The organism is Bacillus sp. H1a (genome assembly GCF_000633475.1).
GTDB lineage: Bacteria > Bacillota > Bacilli > Bacillales > Bacillaceae_G > Bacillus_A > Bacillus_A paramycoides.
Genome location: NZ_AYMH01000012.1, coordinates 61,945 through 80,634 on the forward strand (window position 1 = coordinate 61,945; position 18,690 = coordinate 80,634).

The window sequence follows — 18,690 nt, forward strand, 5'->3', positions numbered from 1 at the left end:
TGTTTTTAATCTAGTAAAGGTAAGTGAGTTTATGAAAAAGTACTATGAGCAAAAACAAATTTTTATTTTAGTTAATCAACTTTGTATGATTATTTTTTTATGTTACGAATTTTTGCAGAACAATATTATAGGAACAGCAAAGTTACTCCCATTAATGCTTATAACGATAATGTCCATTTATGGGGCATACATCAGTTTTGTAAACATTAAAAACAATAACACGCTATCACAATTTTCTAATTTGCTACTTTTTACTTCATGGCAGTTTTTACTTACACTTAATGAAGGGCAAATTTTTCATACACTAAGTATGCTACTTAGTGTAGTGATTCTATATAAGATAGTACAATTTTTGCTCCTGTTCTTTTTCCAAGATTCTATCTATACTTATAAAAAAGAAAAAGATTGGATTTTACAGATTACATGTTTATTAACATTGGTTGCGAACTTGATAAACGATAGAATATTTGCCATTCTATTTTCATGTCAATGGATTTTTAGTTTTAGTTGTATTATTTTTCTGTTCCTGCAGCATCGAAAACGAATTAAATTTGTCTTTAAAAGTGAAAAAAAGCATTTATTTAAATCTGTTACTATTCTTATTCTTCCCTTTATTGTATATGCTATGTTATTTGCGGAGAGCCCAGAATATTTAAGTAATTTAGGGTGGTATATCGTGATTCTGTTACCCCTATTTAGTATTCATGCAATAGCTTTTAAAAACCATATATCTATGAGGCAATATTTTCTCTTAAAAGAAGGTAAAATGGGCTTAATGTTTTTATGTTTTCTTATTTTTCTTAGTTCGCTTGGGGTATTGTTTAGATTTAATATGATTACCTATTTCATCATTATACATACAGTTTTTTGGTTTGTTCAGCTTTATTTCACGTTATTATTTCAAGACACAAAAAATACTATCTTAAATTTGGATACAGAAGAACTAAAAATCTTGCCAGAGAGCTCTTACGTTCATAATCTCGTACAGATAGCCAAAGAGGAAAAAATAAAAAGAGATTTTTCTAATTATTTACACGATGAAGTATTACAAGATATATTAGCTGTTAAAAATATGATGAATAAATCTAACAAAGAAGAAATTCATGAAATGATAGTAGAAACACTGGGCAATTTAAACCAGTCAATACGCGTACAAATGCAAGAGTACCATCCACCCCTATTAAAAACACTCCCATTAAAAGAAAATTATAGCAATTTGCTTGAGATGATACAGCAAAAATATGGAATGAAAAATATTGATATATCTTTTGAGTGTAAAGAAAATTTATTTTTAGTTGAACCCTATCATCTTGTTATATACCGAATTTTAAAAGAATTGGTAACAAATGCATTCAAACATTCGAAATGTTCAAAGCTAGTTTTGCGTTTGACACAAGAAAATGGCGAAATAGAACTTATAGTAAAAGATAATGGTAAAGGCTTGAGGGCTACTAAAACAGACGTTCTTAATGGCCATAGGGGATTGAATTCGATTAAAGAACAGCTATTTTTATTAAACGGTAAAATGACAATTTCAGAGTGCAATCCTTCTGGTTTATGCGTTACTATTCTTATTCCCATGAAAGGAGATGATTCCTATGAATATTTTATTAATAGATGATCATGCTTTGTTTACAAAAAGCTTGGAGATAGCCTTGGAGGATTATCCTGAAATAGACCAATTCCATTCATTACAAAATGTTGAAAATGTCATTACAATTATCAATGAGTTTAAACCAGACATTACTTTATTAGATATTAATCTAAGTAACATTAGTAGTGAAGATGGCTTAGAGGTAGCAAAAATTATTTTAAATAGTAAGTGTGATACGAAAATAGTTATATTAACAGGTTATGATTTACCTGTTTACCAGTATGAAGCTCAAAAACTAGGTGTAAGTGGTTTTATTAATAAAAATATTTTACCAGGAGCATTATTACAAATATTAAATGAAATTAATAGGGGCGCGTGCCATTTTCCAATCTCTACGGACAATGTAGAGGAATTGACCAATAGGGAAAAACAAATTTTACAATTACTATGCGATGGCTATAAGCGTAAAGAAATTGCTTCTATGTTATATGCTAGTGAACGTACAATTTCCAATCATATTCAACGTATATTTGATAAGTTGGATGTTTCATCCTCATTAGAAGCTGTAACCAAAGGAATAAAATTAGGATATATTCAGCCTAATTATTAAAAATAGTTTATTAAACTAATAGCTTTAAGCAAAAAGAAAAACGGAGCGTGACAATCATAAAGATGAAAGTCACGCTCGCGTTGCTTTATAGATTAAGTCATCCTTATAAAAGAGGCTTCTTTTTAAGAGATTTTATTTAAAAATATATTTTCATATAACAGATTTAAGGGGGATATTACATAAATGGAGCAGGTTATACAAGAGTTTTTTTCTCCAAGTAAAAACTATAAGGTTCAAATCATTAAAAGAAAAGATGGTTTGTATACAACAGAAGCTTATAGATGGATGGAGGATTGTGGTTATGAATTTTGGAGTTATATATCACAAGGATTTTCATTGATAGATAGTGAGGAACATGCACGAAAGATTGCTATGGAGCAACTAAAGGAGTGTTCAAGGGAAAGTTTTTCATATTAATTTTGAATATAGTAGGGGCAAAGAATTTTTAATGTTTTATTAATAATAAGATAGAGAAAGGAATACAGAATAGTTACATTTTTTTGTAAAAAACAGACTGCATTCCAAAATTAACCTTTTATTGTCTATTAATAATTGTTGTAGATTGTTAAACAGAGGAACAAAATTATATAAATAGATTACCGTATACGAATAGGTGGCTCATTTATTAACCATATACCGTCTATTTGAGTCATTTCGAAGTATACATCATCAAAAAGTGACGGTAGTTTTATAGATGCATAGTTTTGGCTAGTTTCAATAGGCTTATTTGCAAATTTAAACCTAAATAACAATTCTTTTTGAGACTTTGCACTTTTTAAAAACATTTGTTTATCATTTTCATCATTAAGCGTTGTATAAAAGCGATAGGTAGTTTCGTAATGCTCCTGTTTAATAGAATATAGAAACAACCTTACAATCGTTTCTGGGTTTTGGTTTTGTAGTAGGACAACATCATTGTTTTTGTGAAATTGATTGTACAATCTTTGTTCTTTTTGATTTAATTTCTCAAGGTATGGTGAGGGATACATATACCAGAACAAACTACTGATGCAAACTAGTATTATAAGTCCTGTAAAAAAGATTTTTTTCATTGTTGTTTACTCCTTAATTTCAAAAAGAAATGCATTACTAAGCCGTTTTGTTTGAAATGGAATTTCTTTTTATAGAGAGGTTTTAGTAAGTAAAATATTGTGATTTTTCATGACTAAATTTCTCTTTTAATTCATGATAGGATATTACTTTGACAAAAGTTAATCAAATAAACAAAGACCCTGTAAAAAATACAGGGCCGGATACAGGGTTAAGGTAACGCATAGTTTCTTAAAAACATAATAGCATATATTTTTTGTATAGTTATATGAAGATTTTGACGAATTTAAGAACAAGATAGAAGATTTTTAAGAGAATAAATATAGTACTGGAAATTTGATTTGGAAATGAGATATTCATCTAATTATATAGATGAAAAATGGTGAGTACTTTAATCGTAATACCTTTTAATAAGCAATATAAATTAGAGAAATACACTGGATTTTTAGAAATATATAGAAAAAATTTTGATTAGATAAAAAAAGAAAAGACACCCGAAAGGTGTCTTTTCTTTTGGTATACAGCTCACACGTTGCTGAATTAGATATGAAACCATAATTCGATTATGAAATAAACAACATAAGAAATTCTAACATGCTCTGGACCAAAAAGAATATGTAATACTGCATTTTTTAAGTTTTTATTTACTTTATTGAATATAGTGCAGAAATGTAGGCGAAAAGGGCATGTCGATGGTAAGTTCCATTATTTCATTTGTTTTAAGATTTGCGATTGTATCGTATTTTAGTAAGAAAAAGTGATTGAGATAGTTCTCAATCACTTTTTTGTTATTTCTATTCATATTTTTTTATTTTTTACCAATAATATGCAGGGAAGGTAGATTTGGTTATAAAGTTACTTGAGCTTACTTTACTGTATTTAGGGGTGTCAAATATGAAAGTATCAATATTTATCACTTGTGTTGCAGATGTTTTTTATCCAGAAGTAGGAAGAGATGTTGTGGAAATTCTTGAAGATTTAGGGTGTGAAGTTGATTTTCCTAAAAATCAAACTTGCTGCGGACAACCTGCTTATAATAGCGGGTATGTTAAAGAAACAAAAACAGCTGCAAAACATATGATTGAAGCCTTTGCTAGTTCAGAATATGTTGTGGCACCATCGGGGTCTTGCGCTATGATGGTTCACGAGTTTTCTAGCTTATTTTCTGAAAGTGAAGCGGAGTGGAAGAAAAAAGCTACTGAACTTGCCAATAAAACATATGAATTCACACAATTTCTTGTTGAAGTATTAGGGAAAGAAGACTTAGGTGCGAAGCTTCATAAAAAAGCAACGGTTCATACATCTTGTCATATGAGCCGATTAATGGGGATTAAAGAACCGCCGCAAAAATTATTAAAATGTGTAAAGGGACTGGAAGTTGTTTCGTTGCCGCATAATTATGATTGCTGTGGATTTGGGGGTACATTCTCAGTGAAAATGCCAGAAATCTCTGAGCAAATGGTAGATGAAAAAGTAAAGCATATTATGGAAACTGGTGCGGAAGTGTTAATTGGGATGGATTGTAGTTGCTTAATGAACATAAAAGGACGTTTAACACGTAATGGTTATCCAATTGATGTGAAACATATTGCTCAAGTATTAAATGAAGATCGAAAATAAGAGGGGGATATAGAGATGGGAATGAGAATTGGGAACGATCCCTTTCATAAGCGTGCTGAAACAGGTATTGGGGATCAATTTATGCGACAGGCTGTTAGGAAAGCACAAGATGGTCTTAGAGGTAAGAAATTAAAAGCTACTGAGAGTCTTGGGAATTGGGAGGAATGGCGAGCTTTAGGAGAAGAAATTCGAAAGCATACATTAGAAAACCTTGATTATTATTTATATGAACTGAGTGAAAATATTGAGAAAAACGGTGGTTTTGTTTATTTTGCAAAGACCGCAGAAGACGCAAGGGAATATGTAAAAGAGATTGTAAAAAAGAAAAACGCGAAAAAAATTGTGAAATCAAAGTCGATGGTAACGGAAGAGATTAGTTTAAATGAAGCGATTGAAGAAGCTGGAGCGGAAGTGTTAGAAACAGATCTTGCTGAATTTATTCTACAAGTGAACGACCACGATCCTCCGTCACATATTGTTGTTCCGTGCCTTCACAAGGATAAAGAACACATTTGTGAAATATTTAAAACAAAGTTAGATTACACTGGAACATCTGATCCTACGGAAATGGCGAGGTTTGTAAGAGGCTATTTACGTGATGATTTTTTTGCGGCGGATATAGGAGTGACTGGATGTAACTTTGCTGTTGCAGAGTCTGGGTCAATTTCTATCGTAGCAAACGAAGGGAATGCAAGACTTACTACGACACTTCCGAAAACATTGATTACAGTTATGGGGATGGAACGTATCGTTCCGACATGGGAAGAGCTTGATGTTTTAGTAACACTTCTATGCCGTAGTTCTGTAGGACAAAAGTTAACAAGTTATATTACAGGATTAACTGAGCCTGGCGGGACAGATGGACCTGAGGAATTTCATTTAGTCATTGTTGACAATGGTCGTTCCGATATTGTCGGAACAGAATTCCAAAGTGTCCTTCAGTGTATTCGTTGCGCGGCATGTATTAATGTGTGTCCCGTATATCGACATATTGGTGGACATGCATATGGCTCTATTTATCCAGGACCAATTGGGGCTGTGTTGACACCGCTTTTAGGGGGATATGATGAATATAAGGATTTACCTTATGCATCTAGCCTTTGTGGTGCTTGTACAGAAGCGTGTCCAGTGAAAATCCCGTTACACGACTTATTAATTAAACATCGCAGCCACATTGTAGAAGAAAAACGATCACCTGTAGCTTGGAACGTGGCTATGAAAGGTTTTGAAAAAGCGGTAAAGAGTTCTAGATTATTTTCTTTTGCTGCGAAGAGCGCTCCGTATGCATTAAAACCTCTTGCAAAAGGGGATAAGATCGAGCGTGGAATTGGACCGTTAAAAGCTTGGACGGATGCGAGAGATTTTCCAGTTCCGAAAAAACAACCGTTTCGAGAGTGGTTTGAAAAACACGAAAAGGAGAACGATGATGGCCATCCAAAATCGTGAGGAATTTTTACTCCAATTATCAGAAAAGCTTGGTAGGAAACGTCCAGAAGCAGTGAAAAAACCGAACTGGTCTTTTTCCCCGCAGTGGACTGTTTTTGAAGGATTAACACAAGAGGAACTTGTATTAAAGTTAATGGAGCACTGCGAAGTTATTCATACAGAGGTGAAGCGAACAACAAAGGAAAATCTTGTTGAAACGTTTCAATCTTTTATAAAAGAATGGAATATCAAATCTGTTATGTATTCGAATGATGAGCGCTTTAACGAGTATGGTCTTACTCCATTTTTCAGAAATGAAGGTACAACACATTTTCGTACATGGGGATTAGATCATAAAGAAGAGGACATAGAATTTGCGAAAGCTGCTGACCTTGGCATTACGTTCAGTGATATCACTCTGGCAGAATCGGGAACCGTTGTGCTATTTAATGATGGGTTAAAAGGAAGACATGTTAGTCTTCTTCCAGAGTCATATATTGCAATCGTTCCTAAAAGTACGATTGTACCAAGATTAACCCATGCTACCAAACTTATTCATAATCAAAATAAAGCGGGAGAAAAACTACCGGCTTGTGTGAATTTCGTTTCTGGTCCGTCAAATAGCGCGGATATTGAAATGAACCTTGTCGTAGGTGTACACGGGCCAATCAGAACAGCATATATTATTGTGGATGATCAATAATGATTTACGTTTGCGAAAGAGCGTCAACGCATACGAGTTGGAAATATAGATGAAACACACAATCACATTTATAAGAATACTGAAAATAGAAAGCCCTGGCTATTAAATATAACCAGGGCTTTCTATTTTTAGAAGGATGGGTCCGATAGATTCTACGCTTGCAAAATTTCCATTCTATTGCAAGTGTTGAAACCATGGAGAAAAATATAAAATTCTAATTTATTCATGCGATATTTCCTTCTACACAACATTCTTTTTTTTGTAACATATTTAATAATCTATCTAATTCTTGACTGACACATATTATCTCTGGAGAAGTGAGCATATAGTGTTTAGTTAAGCGAATCATTTCCTGTCTTTTCTTCTCTATTTGGCTTCTTAGTGTTGTACAGTTCATTTCTTGACTCATTATAAAATCTGCTCCTTTCACTTTGAAGAGCTAGCTTTAAAAAACATGTCCAAATTATATAATGGAATTATCTCATTAAAAGGAAGTTTACAAAAGATGTAATATTTCCCTTTTTAAGTTAAAAAATTACGCAAAATCCGGATTTATCTTATAATTAGAAGCCACAGTATATTTCACCATCATAAATACCACATTCATTAATACAAGTAATATTTCATTTTTAAAAAGATATCCTCTAAAAAATTCTGCCTTATGGCAATATTATAGTTTAAATTATGACGGATTTATGGTTCAAATTGCATAGTAATAAGCATTTCTTTAATAACAATGAAGCATTTATTTTTAGATTTTTAAAAAATATTGATATAAAAATCTAAAATGTATAATATATAGATATAGTGATAGTTTGTTTGATTCCGTTTATTCCCACACCTTATGTGTTGTGATTGATTTGTAGAAGCAAGTTGTGTTCTTGTTTCAATTGTGAAAGGGCTTCTTTGAGCCGATTAGTGTATATATAGCTTATTTTGCTATGCACATTTTTAATCGACTTGAAGAAGCCCTTTTGTGCTGTCTTTAAGTTTGGGTTTATTGTATAGCTAACACTTTAGGCGATTATTTCATTACTTAGGGGGAACATCATGAATATAATCATGGAAAAATCACAAGAGAAGTTACAGAACAATGCTTATTTACATTGCATCATTGAAGAAATTAAAGAACTAGCTAATCCATTATGGATCAGTTCTATCGATATGTTAAATGCACACAATCAAGATTTCAATGCGAAAGCTACAACGTTTAAGGATATTACCATTTCTGATTTAAGAGATTTGAAAGTGAGTCTAAGTCTAATTTATGCAGCACATAATATCAGTCGTGCAAGTAAAGAAGAGTTGAATCTGCGCTTATCCATTCAATCAGGAAAGGATATTACTTCCTATGAGGAGTGGCTGCTTCATGAAAACAGAGGGATCATATGTGAAATGATTGATGAATTTCGAAATAAAGAGTGGGTACACTCAAATTCGAAATAACAATTTATCTCACATAAATTGTACAAAATTAAATAATGTAGGGGGACTATTATGACTAACATGATGGAAAATTTACAAGCGGAATTTCCATTAGAATAATTGGGATGGAAGATTACATACACATTCGAAAGCCAAGGGGAATTTTTCGAGTATGTAGCTCCATTTGTTGACGCTCGCGCCATTCAGGACCGATTTGACGAAGTCTTTGGTATCGATAAATGGCAAGTGTCTTATGAAAAATGGGGTGAGAATGCAATAAAGTGTACCATTTCGGTGTTTTTGAATGAACGCTGGATATCAAAAGAGGATGGAAGTGAAGAATCTGACTACAGTTCTGTAAAAGGTGGTTTTTCAAATAGTTTAATGAGGGACTCTCTTTTTCTATCTAAAAAAATAGAAATGACTCATCCAAAGGTGTTGGGTAAATACCCTATTCGAATAATAATAACTAAGATTATTTTTGTTAAATATTTAACCGTTTATAATTTCCCCACCATTCACGTGCAGAATTTGCCCTGATATGTAAGATGCATCATCGGAAGCCAAGAATACATAAGCAGGTGCCACTTCAAACGGTTGGCCGGCTCGCTTCATAGGAACATGGTCTCCAAATGTGGCAAGCCATTCTGGAGGCAAAGAAGATGGAATTAATGGAGTCCAAATTGGTCCTGGGGCCACACCATTAACTCGAATCCCTTGCGGTGCCAGTGACAATGACAGCGAACGTGTAAATGAAACAATGGCTCCTTTAGATGCCGCGTAGTCAATTGCATCTTGATCTCCATGATAGGCACTAAGGGATGTTGTATTTATTATAGAGCTCCCTGAATTCATATATGGAAGAGCAGCTTTCGTCAAAATAAACTGCGAAAAAATATTTGTGTGAAAAGTACTTGCTCGTTGGTTTGAATCTACATCAAGTAGACCGTTCTTTATGTATAGTACACCGGCATTATTCACCAGAATGTCAATACGACCAAATTGGTGAATTGTTTGCATTACTGCTTGTTGGCAATGCTGCTCATACCCAATATCACCTGGAATGGTAATGCAACTACGGCCATACTTTTTGACATAGAACTCCGTTTCTTTTGCATCACTATGTTCATTTAGATATGAGATTGCTATGTCTGCACCCTCTTTCGCGAAGGCTACAGCAACAGCCCTCCCAATTCCACTATCCCCACCAGTTATAAGCGCTACCTTATTTATAAGTTTACCAGCTGGTTTGTAATCGGGGTTATCAAATATAGGTCTAGGTATCATTAATGATTCAATGCCAGGTTTACTTTGTTGTTGAGGTGGGAAACCCATCACAATCACTCCTTTCTCAATTTTCCTGTAATAAATGAAATTCTGATATAGGTTATGATTATCATCAGGAAAATATATCCTCCCCAAAGAATTAAATAGAGGAAGTGAAGGGGGATTTACTCCATCAAGGTGTAATGTAATTTTTCATTATTTGTAAAAAGTATTCATTTTTTTCTTTAGGAAAAGTTAACACACAGATACTATTTTAACAAACTTCAGCCAGAATTATCCTTCCTCTAAGCGCAGCGTAGGTGGGAGATGAATGGCCCGACCTAACAAAAGTACTTCTGAGTGGTAAAGAATCGTAAAATTTGTTTATATTAGAGTTGTTAGAACGAACATTCGGAGGTGACGGCATAATGAAATTGAACTCCAGGTTTGAAATCCATCCTACAGAAGAACAACAACATACATTAGAGAGATGGATTTCCATTTGTCGTCAGCAATATAACTCCGCTTTGCTAGATAAACAACGCTATTATAAACAAAAAAGACTTAACACGGTATGAATTACAAGATCAGCAAAAACTTGATAAAAAGATATATCATTTCTTAAAAGAGGTTCCTTCGCAACCTCTTCAAGAAGTGTTTGCGCGCTTTGAAAAAGCCAATAAAAGTTCTTTAAAAAGGATGCTAGCTATCCAAAAAGGAAAAGTTTTAAAGAATATCGTTCTATTACTCTTACTCAATTTAGTATGTTCAAATATAAAAAGAAGTTCCTTTTTTCTGAAAATGTATATAGATGCAAAGTGTATCATGAATATCCGAAAAAGATTTTATATTTCATTAATTTATTCCTTTCCATCTACATTAATCATTTATTGCAACAGCTTTCACGTCTAAAATAAGATGTTTCAACAAAGGAAAGTATACGTATCTTTATAATGATTTTCCAATATAATCAAGGTGTTAATAAAAGGAACTCTGTTTTATTTTTGCTTTTCTACTAACTAATACAGCTTCAAAAAATGGACACAATTGCTACATGCCAAGTGTAATTTATTATCCATTCAAGATTCTGTTTATTCAATCTTTCGGAAAATAAAAAAATATTAAACTCATAAATATACAAGTTATAATGAGAGCGTCTAGAGATAATCTATTACCTCTAGAGAAAATATCAAACCTAGTTCTAGTGCAAAAATTCTAAAGACCTTGCAAGTAACCTTCTAAAATTGGACATATTGATACGATTACTCTAAGAAAGGTGTGTGATCAGAAGGGAAATTTATTAACATGAGAAATGAAAGCGTTATCAATCGGATTTTATTTTGAATTGGTCATTCTAATAACTTAGATTCAACTGCAATTAAAAATAATAAATTATGGGGGTGCTTATATGAACATGAATGTAGCATCTATTAAAGAAAAAAAGGTTGTTAAATACAAAAGTTGTTTTGATGTGATTGGGCCGGTAATGATAGGTCCTTCAAGTTCACATACTGCAGGTGCTTTGGCTATTGGAACAGTTGCCAATAAATTATTTCAAGGTCTTCCCAAAAAAGTCGTGGTAAGGTATTATGAATCATTTGCTGAAACCCATAAAGGACATGGAACTGATTTTGCAATTATTGCTGGGATATTAGGATTTGCTGCCGATGACAGCAAAGTGCCAGATGCTATTAAAATAGCAGAATCTAAAGGAATTGACATTACCTTTATTGAAAAAGCGGGGGATAGTCCTGCTGGTCATCCAAATACGGCAGATGTATATTTAGAGGATGAAAGCCGAGGTATTAGAACGATGGGTATTTCGGTCGGCGGTGGATTAATTGAAGTCAAACATGTTGAAATTGACGGATTTAGCTTAGATCTGCAGGGGCCATTGCCAGTTATTATTGCGATTTCCGAAAGAGCTGACTTTGAATTTGTCTTACGCAGGATCTTTAAACAATATGACGTGGAAATTAACAACTTTCATAGTTTAGAAGAAAACGGAAAATATTTATATGCATTCGCTTTGGATTCGCTATTGTCTGGTAATGTTCAGAAGGAATTAGGAAATTTAAGCAATATAGCTAATCTCATTATTCTATAGTTACATTAAGGGGTGAAAAAATATGTATATGATCATAAAAGAAATTGTGGATGCAGCTAATAAAAGCCAAAAGCCAATTTATGAATTAGCAATCGAACAGGAAATCGAACAAACTAAAACGTCTTATGAAGAAGTTTGGAGTAAAATGGAAAGAAATTTAGCGACTATGGAAAATGCCATAAATAAAAGTATCGAGGGTGACGGGGTATTTTCTCCGACCGGTTTAACCGGAGGTGATGCTGTTAAAATTAAAAACTATCGAGAAAATAGGAAAACTCTTTCTGGAGATTTGATGGTGTTAGGGATTCAAAGTGCTATCGGTGTTAATGAAGTAAATGCTGCATTAGGGGCTATTTGTGCAACTCCAACAGCAGGTGCGAGTGGGACGATCCCGGGAGTCCTATTTAGTATTAAAGATACGTTGCAGTTAAGTCATGAAGATATGATCCATTTTCTATTCACTTCAGCGTTATTTGGAACGATAGTCGCAAATAACGCTTGTATTTCAGGAGCGTACGGAGGATGTCAAGCTGAAGTAGGCAGTGCCTCAGCAATGGCGGCTGCAGCAGCGGTAGAAGCTGCCGGAGGAACGCCACAGCAATCTTCTGAAGCTTTCTCAACCGCATTACAAAATTTACTCGGTTTAGTTTGTGATCCGGTCGCTGGTTTGGTAGAAATTCCTTGTGTAAAGAGAAACGCCATTGGAACGGCAAATGCTCTAGCAGCCGCGGACATCGCATTAGCCGGCGTAAACAATATCATCAATGCTGACGAAGTTATTGAAGCGATGTATAGAGTTGGAAGACAGATGCCTCGCGAATTAAGAGAGACAGGTTTAGGCGGAATTGCGGCCACACCTACAGGGATTGCCATTAAAAATAAAATCTTTGGAGAGAAACAATCAAATCAATAAACAGTTATCGGAAATATTGTGAAATAGTTAACAATTCTATTCTCTGTTGTTCTCCTAAGGATGTCTGTATATTGAGAGACATTATCACTAAAATATACTACTATATAATTAAAATGTTTTGTAAACGCTAACAAACCCGTCGGGTTGATAACTAGCGAATTTTTCGATTTTGATCAACTTAGAAGAAGGGCAAACGATGAGGCGCACTTTGTAAGCAATTCATTTTTCAAGAATAGCCTATATTCCTAAGCCTTAAAAAGAGACGTAAGAATAGGATACAAGGGGGAATTATTATATGAATGGGAATACTGCAAAAAAAATAGAAGTTCAGGCTGAAAATACTGCAGTAAAAAATGAGAAATATCCAGATCCTAAAAAGTGGCATAAACAAGATACTACCTGGGCATTGAGCCTTTTTGGAACAGCGATTGGAGCAGGTGTACTCTTCTTACCTATTAATGCAGGTTCAGGTGGTTTATTATCATTACTGTTAATTACCATACTTGCATATCCTGTTATGTATTACTCACATAGGGCGCTTGCTAAAATGATATACGCTTCAAATTCTGCTGATGAGGGGATTACAGGTACAATAAGAGAGTATTTTGGAAATAAGGCAAGTATCATTTTTAACATAGTATATTTCGTCTCAATTTATACGATCGTGCTGATGTATTCGGTTGCACTTACAAATACTGCAAGTAGTTTTATTGTGCATCAATTGCACATGCAGGAGCCTCCAAGGGCCATTTTATCGCTTGTATTAGTACTCGGTCTTATCACTATACTAAATTTTGGTCAAGATATTACTGTAAAGATAATGAGCATGCTAGTATATCCTTTCATAGCTTCTCTACTTTTTATCGCAATATCTTTGATTCCACAGTGGAATACGTCAATGCTTAGTTTTTCAAGTGTTTCTACTGCTTCAACAGGAACAGGATATTTCGGAACGATATGGATGATACTACCCATCATAGTATTTTCGTTTAATCATTCTCCTATGATTTCGTCATTCGTTATGAAACAGAGAGCTACGTATGGAATAGAAGCTACTGATGCCAAGTGTTCTCAAATACAAAAAGTTTGTTATATCATGACATTCGCTGTTGTTATGTTCTTTGTTTGGAGCAGTACCTTGAGTTTGACTCCAAATGATCTTATGATGGCAAAAGAACAGAACTTGTCAATCCTATCCTATCTTGCTAATGAGCTTAATTCGCCTGTAATCACTATTGCAGCTCCTATCATTGCTTTTACGGCCATAACAAAGTCCTTCCTTGGCCATTATATAGGAGCATATGAGGTAATGCGTGACATGATTATCAAATCCGGTAAAACACGCGGGAAAGATATAGGAGAAAAAACAGTTAAGACAATGATCCTTACTTTTGTCGTATTAACATGCTGGTATGTTGCTTATGCAAATCCAAGTATTCTTGGACTGATTGATGCTCTTAGCGGTCCGTTAGTTGCTGCTATCTTATGTCTATTACCAATGTATGCGATCCATAAAGTACCAGTACTAGCTAAATACAAAGGGAAAGCGAGCAATGTATTTGTCATTATTATAGGTATCCTTACTGTCCTAGCAAGTATTAAGTCATTATTCTAATTCACTATTGTTGGTTCTCATGCAAAAATAGTGGGATATGAAAAAAGAAAGAAAGATTCCTAGCGGAATTGAATTTTATATTGTTAAACCAAAGAAATCATGGTTTTGGACAAACTTCTCACCTTGGAGAGTTTGTCCTTTTTTGATCATATGCATAACTTCTATTCCAGCAATCACTTTTTTAGCTGTTTGCAATGATTTTAACGAACTTCAGCCATTCATCTCCTTCCTCTAAGCGCAGCTGTACAGAGATAATAAAGTTGTTTAATTTACAATAAAGTCGTTTAAAACATAATAAAGTTGTTTAAAAAACGCCAGTCATGTTATTCAACAATCGGGCCATATTCTTGAAAAAAGTTATTCAATTAACGGGAGTTTAGTTTAACAAGGAGCTGCAATAGAACATGATAAAATAATCAAAAATGGAGTAACGAAAAAAATGTTAAACACCTCCTTATCTGCATACAAAAAGATAGAGGGCTACTAAAGGCTGAGAGGAGATGGATAGATGGTAAGTTACCACATTGCTACAATTGATAGCCTGCGTATTTTTTACCGGGAAGCAGGAAGCCGCAGAAATCCAGCGATTGTGCTGCTCCATGGTTTTCCGAGTTCTTCCCATATGTTCCGGAATCTAATTCCTCTTTTGTCTGACCAGTTTTATGTCATTGCACCTGATTATCCCGGCTTTGGAAACAGCAGCATGCCTGCTCCCGATGAATTTACATACACATTCCATAACATTTCTCTTGTTATGGAAAAGCTACTGGATCTGCTTGGAATCAGTCAGTCAGTCTTCTATGTTCAGGATTATGGGGGTCCAGTCGGCCTCCGCATTGCTGTTCGCCAGCCGTCAAGGGTGCTTGGATTTGTTATTCAAAATTCCGTTGCTCATGAAGAGGGGCTTGGCAAGCCGTTCGATCTATTTAAAGCTTTGTGGAAAGACAGAAACCCCAACACTGAAGCCGCATTAGGAGCCCTGCTCACCTTTGATTTCACAAAGAAGCAGTATCTTACCGGTGCTTGCTCCCCGAATCTGATCAGCCCGGACAGCTATTTGATGGATCAGCTCCTATTGGACCGCCTGGGAAATGCTCAAATTCAATTGGAACTTGCCTACGATTATCGAAAAAATGTAGAGCAATACCCCGTTTGGCAGCAGTATCTGCGCACGAAGCAGCCCCCAGCGATAGTTATCTGGGGGAAAAATGATTTTATTTTCACATTGAATGGCGCTGGTGCCTTTAGCAAGGAACTGTACAATATGGAAACCCATCTTCTTTGCGGCGGGCATTTCCTTCTCGAGGAGCAAGCTTGGCAGGTATCACAGCTAATTAAAAGCTTCTTTTATTCAAGGCTAATTGTTCAATAATTCATGTGTAAAAATTTTAATAATTTTCAATTCATCAACAAGGTTTTATACTCTAAGGACAAAAAAGATTGGCATTTTGTCAGCCTTTTTTCTTCCATCAATTCCTTTTTATTATTTGTCGATAATTAATAATGACCGTTCATAGTATTTTTTTCATTTATAAAAAAATAGTAGTGTAAACCAATGCCTTGGTTTACACTACTAATCTTAGTATGTTTTGGGTGTTGATTATGAGTATACCACTTCTATTCATCAGGTAGCATAGTAAAAAAATTATGACTTTACTTTTTAATCTAGGCCTAGTACTATTTTATTCTCCTACATACCAATAAACATATTTTTACTATTAGGACCCCAATTTTCTCCCATAAAACCTGACATTCCTTCTAAGTTAACGAAGCATGGAAGCACAGTATACATTACCCCCTGCATTGCATTAACTCTAAAAGTTATAACAAATCTCATTTTTGAATTATCAACGGGTGCTATCATTCCCATCTCTGGACGTATAGCGTTTTCTGCCGTAAGTGCCTCTTTCATTCCCACACTAGCAATACCAACGGGACCCATATTACTTCTAATCCAATAATTCGAGACATTTGTTGCAGATACCAAATCAGTTGGTTTATCATAAATCATTAAAATTTGATTAGAAGAAATTTGTCTAGCCTCAAGAAGTATCGGATGAGCGACCATTTGACGAGGGTAATAAGTTAACATTGTATTCCTCCATCGTTTTTTAAATAGATAAATTACCTAGATAGTATATATATGTAGATTTCTGATTCACGTTCATTATGGGGTAACGTCAGGATTGATGGCGATGGGGTGGGCCCCCAATAATCTTTTAAAGTCCATTTCAATTGAAATGGACTTTAGTATTCACGCATGTTTATTATATTGGGGTATTTTTGCAGACTAGTTGGTGGGACTGTAAAAACTAACGGCAAGGTAGTTGGCACTGTTGAAGATATTGAAAAAAAAAGCGAAAAACCTTGAGAAGACTGCAAAAACAACTAACCTCACAAAGTGTCCGACGGTTTTTGATGAGGTTACTAAGTAAGTTAAAGAACATAAACTCTTATGTTAATAAAATAAAATAAAATAAAACTTATTTTCTGACATTTCTATAACTAAAGCCATTTATAGAATGACGATATAACTGAATTGTGATTGATTTGGTTTATGAATTTGATTTATGGATTTGGTTTTTTATCCGAATTTTCTGATTCGATTGTTTCAACTTTATGAATATAGTAGGTGAAAAAGTTGTGTGATAGTATTTTAGATAGAAAAAAAGACAATTTTTAAAAAGGGTGTGAATTGAATGTATAAACAACTGTAAGTGGTAAAAATAAGGAGGTATTAAGCCGTAGTTATGTCGGGTAAAGATGTATCCTGTAGGATTTGAAAATCAAAGAATATTAAATAAATTAAGGGTTATGTCCTGTTGTTTATTGTTGGTGTAAATGAAAATATGATTAGAGATTTTCTAATTCCTCTTTGTCTATAAATAAAAGAGATTATTTTAGAGCAAGAAAAGAATTAAAAAATGAAGAGATAGATGCGTCTTTATTTGTCAGATTATTTTTAATATATGTAACCTTATAATTAGTTAGAATTTTAACGGTGTTAATTACAAGTGAAATAGTTAGAATGATTAATTAGGTTTAAAGAAGGGGTACCTTATACGCAAAAGCGTCTATATTAGTAACCTAAGGAGCTTGTTTTTATGAAAACTACTGACTCAAAAAGCCTATGGGGAAATACAATTTATTTACAAGTTTTCTCTGCCTATTCACTGCTTATGCTTGGTGTGTTTATTGATATGTTAGCCATTATGACTATTGTTGGGTTTGAATGGGAAGTAGACCCTACCATGATTGGATTGATCCCTGTTGCGTATGCACTTCCCGGGATTATCTTTGGTTCTTGGGCAGGTGTTATTGCAGATCGCTTTAGAAAAATTCCAATTATGATGTTTTGTAATCTTATGGTTGGTCTAATATCAATTGCTCTTTTATTTGTACAAAGTATCCATTGGCTCTTATTAGCATTAATGATTCGTTCTATTTTTATTGTTTTTTATTATCCTGCACAGCAAACACTAACAAGGCAGATTGTGTCCCCTGATTTGCTTACTAAAGCAGTAAGCATCAACGGTATAGTTGAGCAGGGAACCAAGATAGTAGGTCCACTTATAGGAGGAATGTTGCTGAGCTGGTTTCAGCCAGAGTTCTGTCTCATTATAAGAGCGATAAGTTGTTTACTAGCTACTTTGGTTCTGATACCCACAATGAAATTCAAAGAATCTCTGTCAAGGGAACTTGTTGAAAAGCAAAAGCAAAGCGCTTGGACCGCTTGGTTACAAGGGTGGGGTTATGTGTTATCTAATCGGATTATATTCTCAACTATGATTTTCGTTACAATAGCTATGGCAGTATTACAGTTAGTAGACTCACAGTTCCCTACTTTATTTAAGAGCTTGTTTCCACATGATAAAAGTAAAATGGGATATATCATTTCTATTATTGGTCTTGGGGGAATACTGGGTGCATTATTAACTCAGAAATTAAAACAATTTCAATATGGTTGGGTAGTATGTGGAGGTATGGTTTTAATGGGAATTGGTTTTGGAGGGATTGGTCTAATAACTCCCGGTACGGTCTTCATTTTAGCCTATCTGATTAGTTTTATCGCTGGTATTGGAAGTGGGCTGATGCTTGTATCTAATCAAATCATTTTACAAATAGAATCCGATCAAGATCAAGTAGGAAGAGTATTTGGTATACAAAGCAGTTTAACAAACGCAGTTCTAATTATTTCTCCTGCTATGAGTGGCCCATTAGTTCATTTGTTTGGAGTAACTCAGCTCTATGTTTATGGCGGGATTGGGCTTATTATCATTGGAGTAATTGGGGTTTCACTGCAGAAATATTTATGGGCTAAACATAAACACGAACCTATAAGAGTAAATAATTTTTGAAGGG

The 18,690-nt window shown here is 34.2% G+C and carries 17 protein-coding genes and 2 pseudogenes; 14 read left to right on the forward strand and 5 right to left on the reverse strand.

Annotated features, from left to right (window positions below; genetic code table 11):
* The first annotated feature begins 31 nt into the window (after positions 1-31).
* The 3 genes from U860_RS0105435 (at position 32) to U860_RS0105445 (ending at position 2,621) form a co-directional block, all read left to right on the forward strand.
* A complete protein-coding gene (locus tag U860_RS0105435; RefSeq protein WP_025147686.1) occupies positions 32-1,621 on the forward strand; it encodes an ATP-binding protein in 1,590 nt (529 codons plus the stop codon).
* Entirely contained in the window at positions 1,590-2,204 is a 615-nt protein-coding gene (locus U860_RS0105440; RefSeq protein WP_050447117.1) for a response regulator transcription factor, read from the forward strand. Before U860_RS0105435 ends, U860_RS0105440 begins: the two co-directional genes overlap by 32 nt.
* 183 nt (positions 2,205-2,387) lie before the next feature.
* Complete coding sequence (locus U860_RS0105445) at positions 2,388-2,621, forward strand: hypothetical protein (RefSeq protein ID WP_025147688.1); 234 nt, start codon at positions 2,388-2,390, stop codon at positions 2,619-2,621.
* Between the two features lie 179 nt (positions 2,622-2,800).
* Here the strand turns inward: U860_RS0105445 and U860_RS0105450 are convergent, their stop codons facing one another.
* Positions 2,801-3,256: a hypothetical protein gene (locus U860_RS0105450; protein ID WP_025147689.1), complete on the reverse strand. Its 456-nt coding sequence runs from the start codon at positions 3,254-3,256 to the stop codon at positions 2,801-2,803.
* Between the two features lie 892 nt (positions 3,257-4,148).
* Here U860_RS0105450 and U860_RS0105455 point away from each other — a divergent pair.
* The 3 genes from U860_RS0105455 to U860_RS0105465 are packed head-to-tail and all read left to right on the forward strand — an operon-like array spanning position 4,149 to position 7,002.
* Entirely contained in the window at positions 4,149-4,874 is a 726-nt protein-coding gene (locus U860_RS0105455; RefSeq protein WP_025147690.1) for a (Fe-S)-binding protein, read from the forward strand.
* Between the two features lie 15 nt (positions 4,875-4,889).
* The gene (locus U860_RS0105460) at positions 4,890-6,320 is read left to right on the forward strand and encodes a LutB/LldF family L-lactate oxidation iron-sulfur protein (protein WP_025147691.1); all 1,431 of its coding nucleotides are present in this window, start codon (positions 4,890-4,892) and stop codon (positions 6,318-6,320) included.
* A complete protein-coding gene (locus U860_RS0105465) occupies positions 6,301-7,002 on the forward strand; it encodes a lactate utilization protein C (RefSeq protein WP_025147692.1) in 702 nt (233 codons plus the stop codon). The genes U860_RS0105460 and U860_RS0105465 overlap by 20 nt, the downstream gene beginning before the upstream one ends.
* Positions 7,003-7,225: 223 nt before the next feature.
* Here U860_RS0105465 and U860_RS0105470 read toward each other — a convergent pair whose 3' ends face one another.
* On the reverse strand, positions 7,226-7,411 hold the full coding sequence (locus U860_RS0105470; RefSeq protein ID WP_002175056.1) for an aspartyl-phosphate phosphatase Spo0E family protein: 186 nt from the start codon (positions 7,409-7,411) through the stop codon (positions 7,226-7,228).
* A 641-nt stretch (positions 7,412-8,052) separates the two neighbouring features.
* On the opposite strand from U860_RS0105470, the gene U860_RS0105475 reads away from it, so the two are divergent.
* Together U860_RS0105475 and U860_RS0105480 are read left to right on the forward strand one after the other, a co-directional pair.
* Positions 8,053-8,448: a hypothetical protein gene (locus tag U860_RS0105475; RefSeq protein WP_025147693.1), complete on the forward strand. Its 396-nt coding sequence runs from the start codon at positions 8,053-8,055 to the stop codon at positions 8,446-8,448.
* A 99-nt stretch (positions 8,449-8,547) separates the two neighbouring features.
* A pseudogene (locus U860_RS0105480) lies at positions 8,548-8,826 on the forward strand (hypothetical protein); the annotation flags it as partial.
* A 93-nt stretch (positions 8,827-8,919) separates the two neighbouring features.
* On the opposite strand, the gene U860_RS0105485 reads toward U860_RS0105480, so the two are convergent.
* Entirely contained in the window at positions 8,920-9,762 is an 843-nt protein-coding gene (locus U860_RS0105485; RefSeq protein WP_002175059.1) for an SDR family oxidoreductase, read from the reverse strand.
* 359 nt (positions 9,763-10,121) lie between these two features.
* Here U860_RS0105485 and U860_RS36265 point away from each other — a divergent pair, with 359 nt between their 5' ends.
* The 4 genes from U860_RS36265 (at position 10,122) to U860_RS0105505 (ending at position 14,328) form a co-directional block, all read left to right on the forward strand.
* Positions 10,122-10,271, forward strand: coding sequence for a helix-turn-helix domain-containing protein (locus tag U860_RS36265; RefSeq protein ID WP_231595916.1), 150 nt, complete (start codon positions 10,122-10,124; stop codon positions 10,269-10,271).
* An 830-nt stretch (positions 10,272-11,101) separates the two neighbouring features.
* Entirely contained in the window at positions 11,102-11,800 is a 699-nt protein-coding gene (gene sdaAB, locus U860_RS0105495) for an L-serine ammonia-lyase, iron-sulfur-dependent subunit beta (protein WP_025147695.1), read from the forward strand.
* A 22-nt stretch (positions 11,801-11,822) separates the two neighbouring features.
* Positions 11,823-12,713 (forward strand): L-serine ammonia-lyase, iron-sulfur-dependent, subunit alpha, encoded by an 891-nt coding sequence (gene sdaAA / locus U860_RS0105500; protein WP_025147696.1) that lies wholly within the window; start codon positions 11,823-11,825, stop codon positions 12,711-12,713.
* 295 nt (positions 12,714-13,008) lie between these two features.
* A complete protein-coding gene (locus U860_RS0105505) occupies positions 13,009-14,328 on the forward strand; it encodes an aromatic amino acid transport family protein (protein ID WP_025147697.1) in 1,320 nt (439 codons plus the stop codon).
* A 75-nt stretch (positions 14,329-14,403) separates the two neighbouring features.
* Here the strand turns inward: U860_RS0105505 and U860_RS36270 are convergent.
* Positions 14,404-14,532, reverse strand: a pseudogene (locus tag U860_RS36270) (IS6 family transposase); the annotation flags it as partial.
* Between the two features lie 304 nt (positions 14,533-14,836).
* On the opposite strand from U860_RS36270, the gene U860_RS0105515 reads away from it, so the two are divergent.
* Complete coding sequence (locus tag U860_RS0105515; RefSeq protein ID WP_025147698.1) at positions 14,837-15,700, forward strand: alpha/beta hydrolase; 864 nt, start codon at positions 14,837-14,839, stop codon at positions 15,698-15,700.
* Positions 15,701-16,018: 318 nt separating this feature from the next.
* Here U860_RS0105515 and U860_RS0105520 read toward each other — a convergent pair whose 3' ends face one another.
* Entirely contained in the window at positions 16,019-16,420 is a 402-nt protein-coding gene (locus tag U860_RS0105520; protein WP_025147699.1) for a hypothetical protein, read from the reverse strand.
* Positions 16,421-17,432: 1,012 nt separating this feature from the next.
* Here U860_RS0105520 and U860_RS0105525 point away from each other — a divergent pair.
* Entirely contained in the window at positions 17,433-18,686 is a 1,254-nt protein-coding gene (locus U860_RS0105525) for an MFS transporter (protein ID WP_025147700.1), read from the forward strand.
* Positions 18,687-18,690 lie beyond the last annotated feature (4 nt).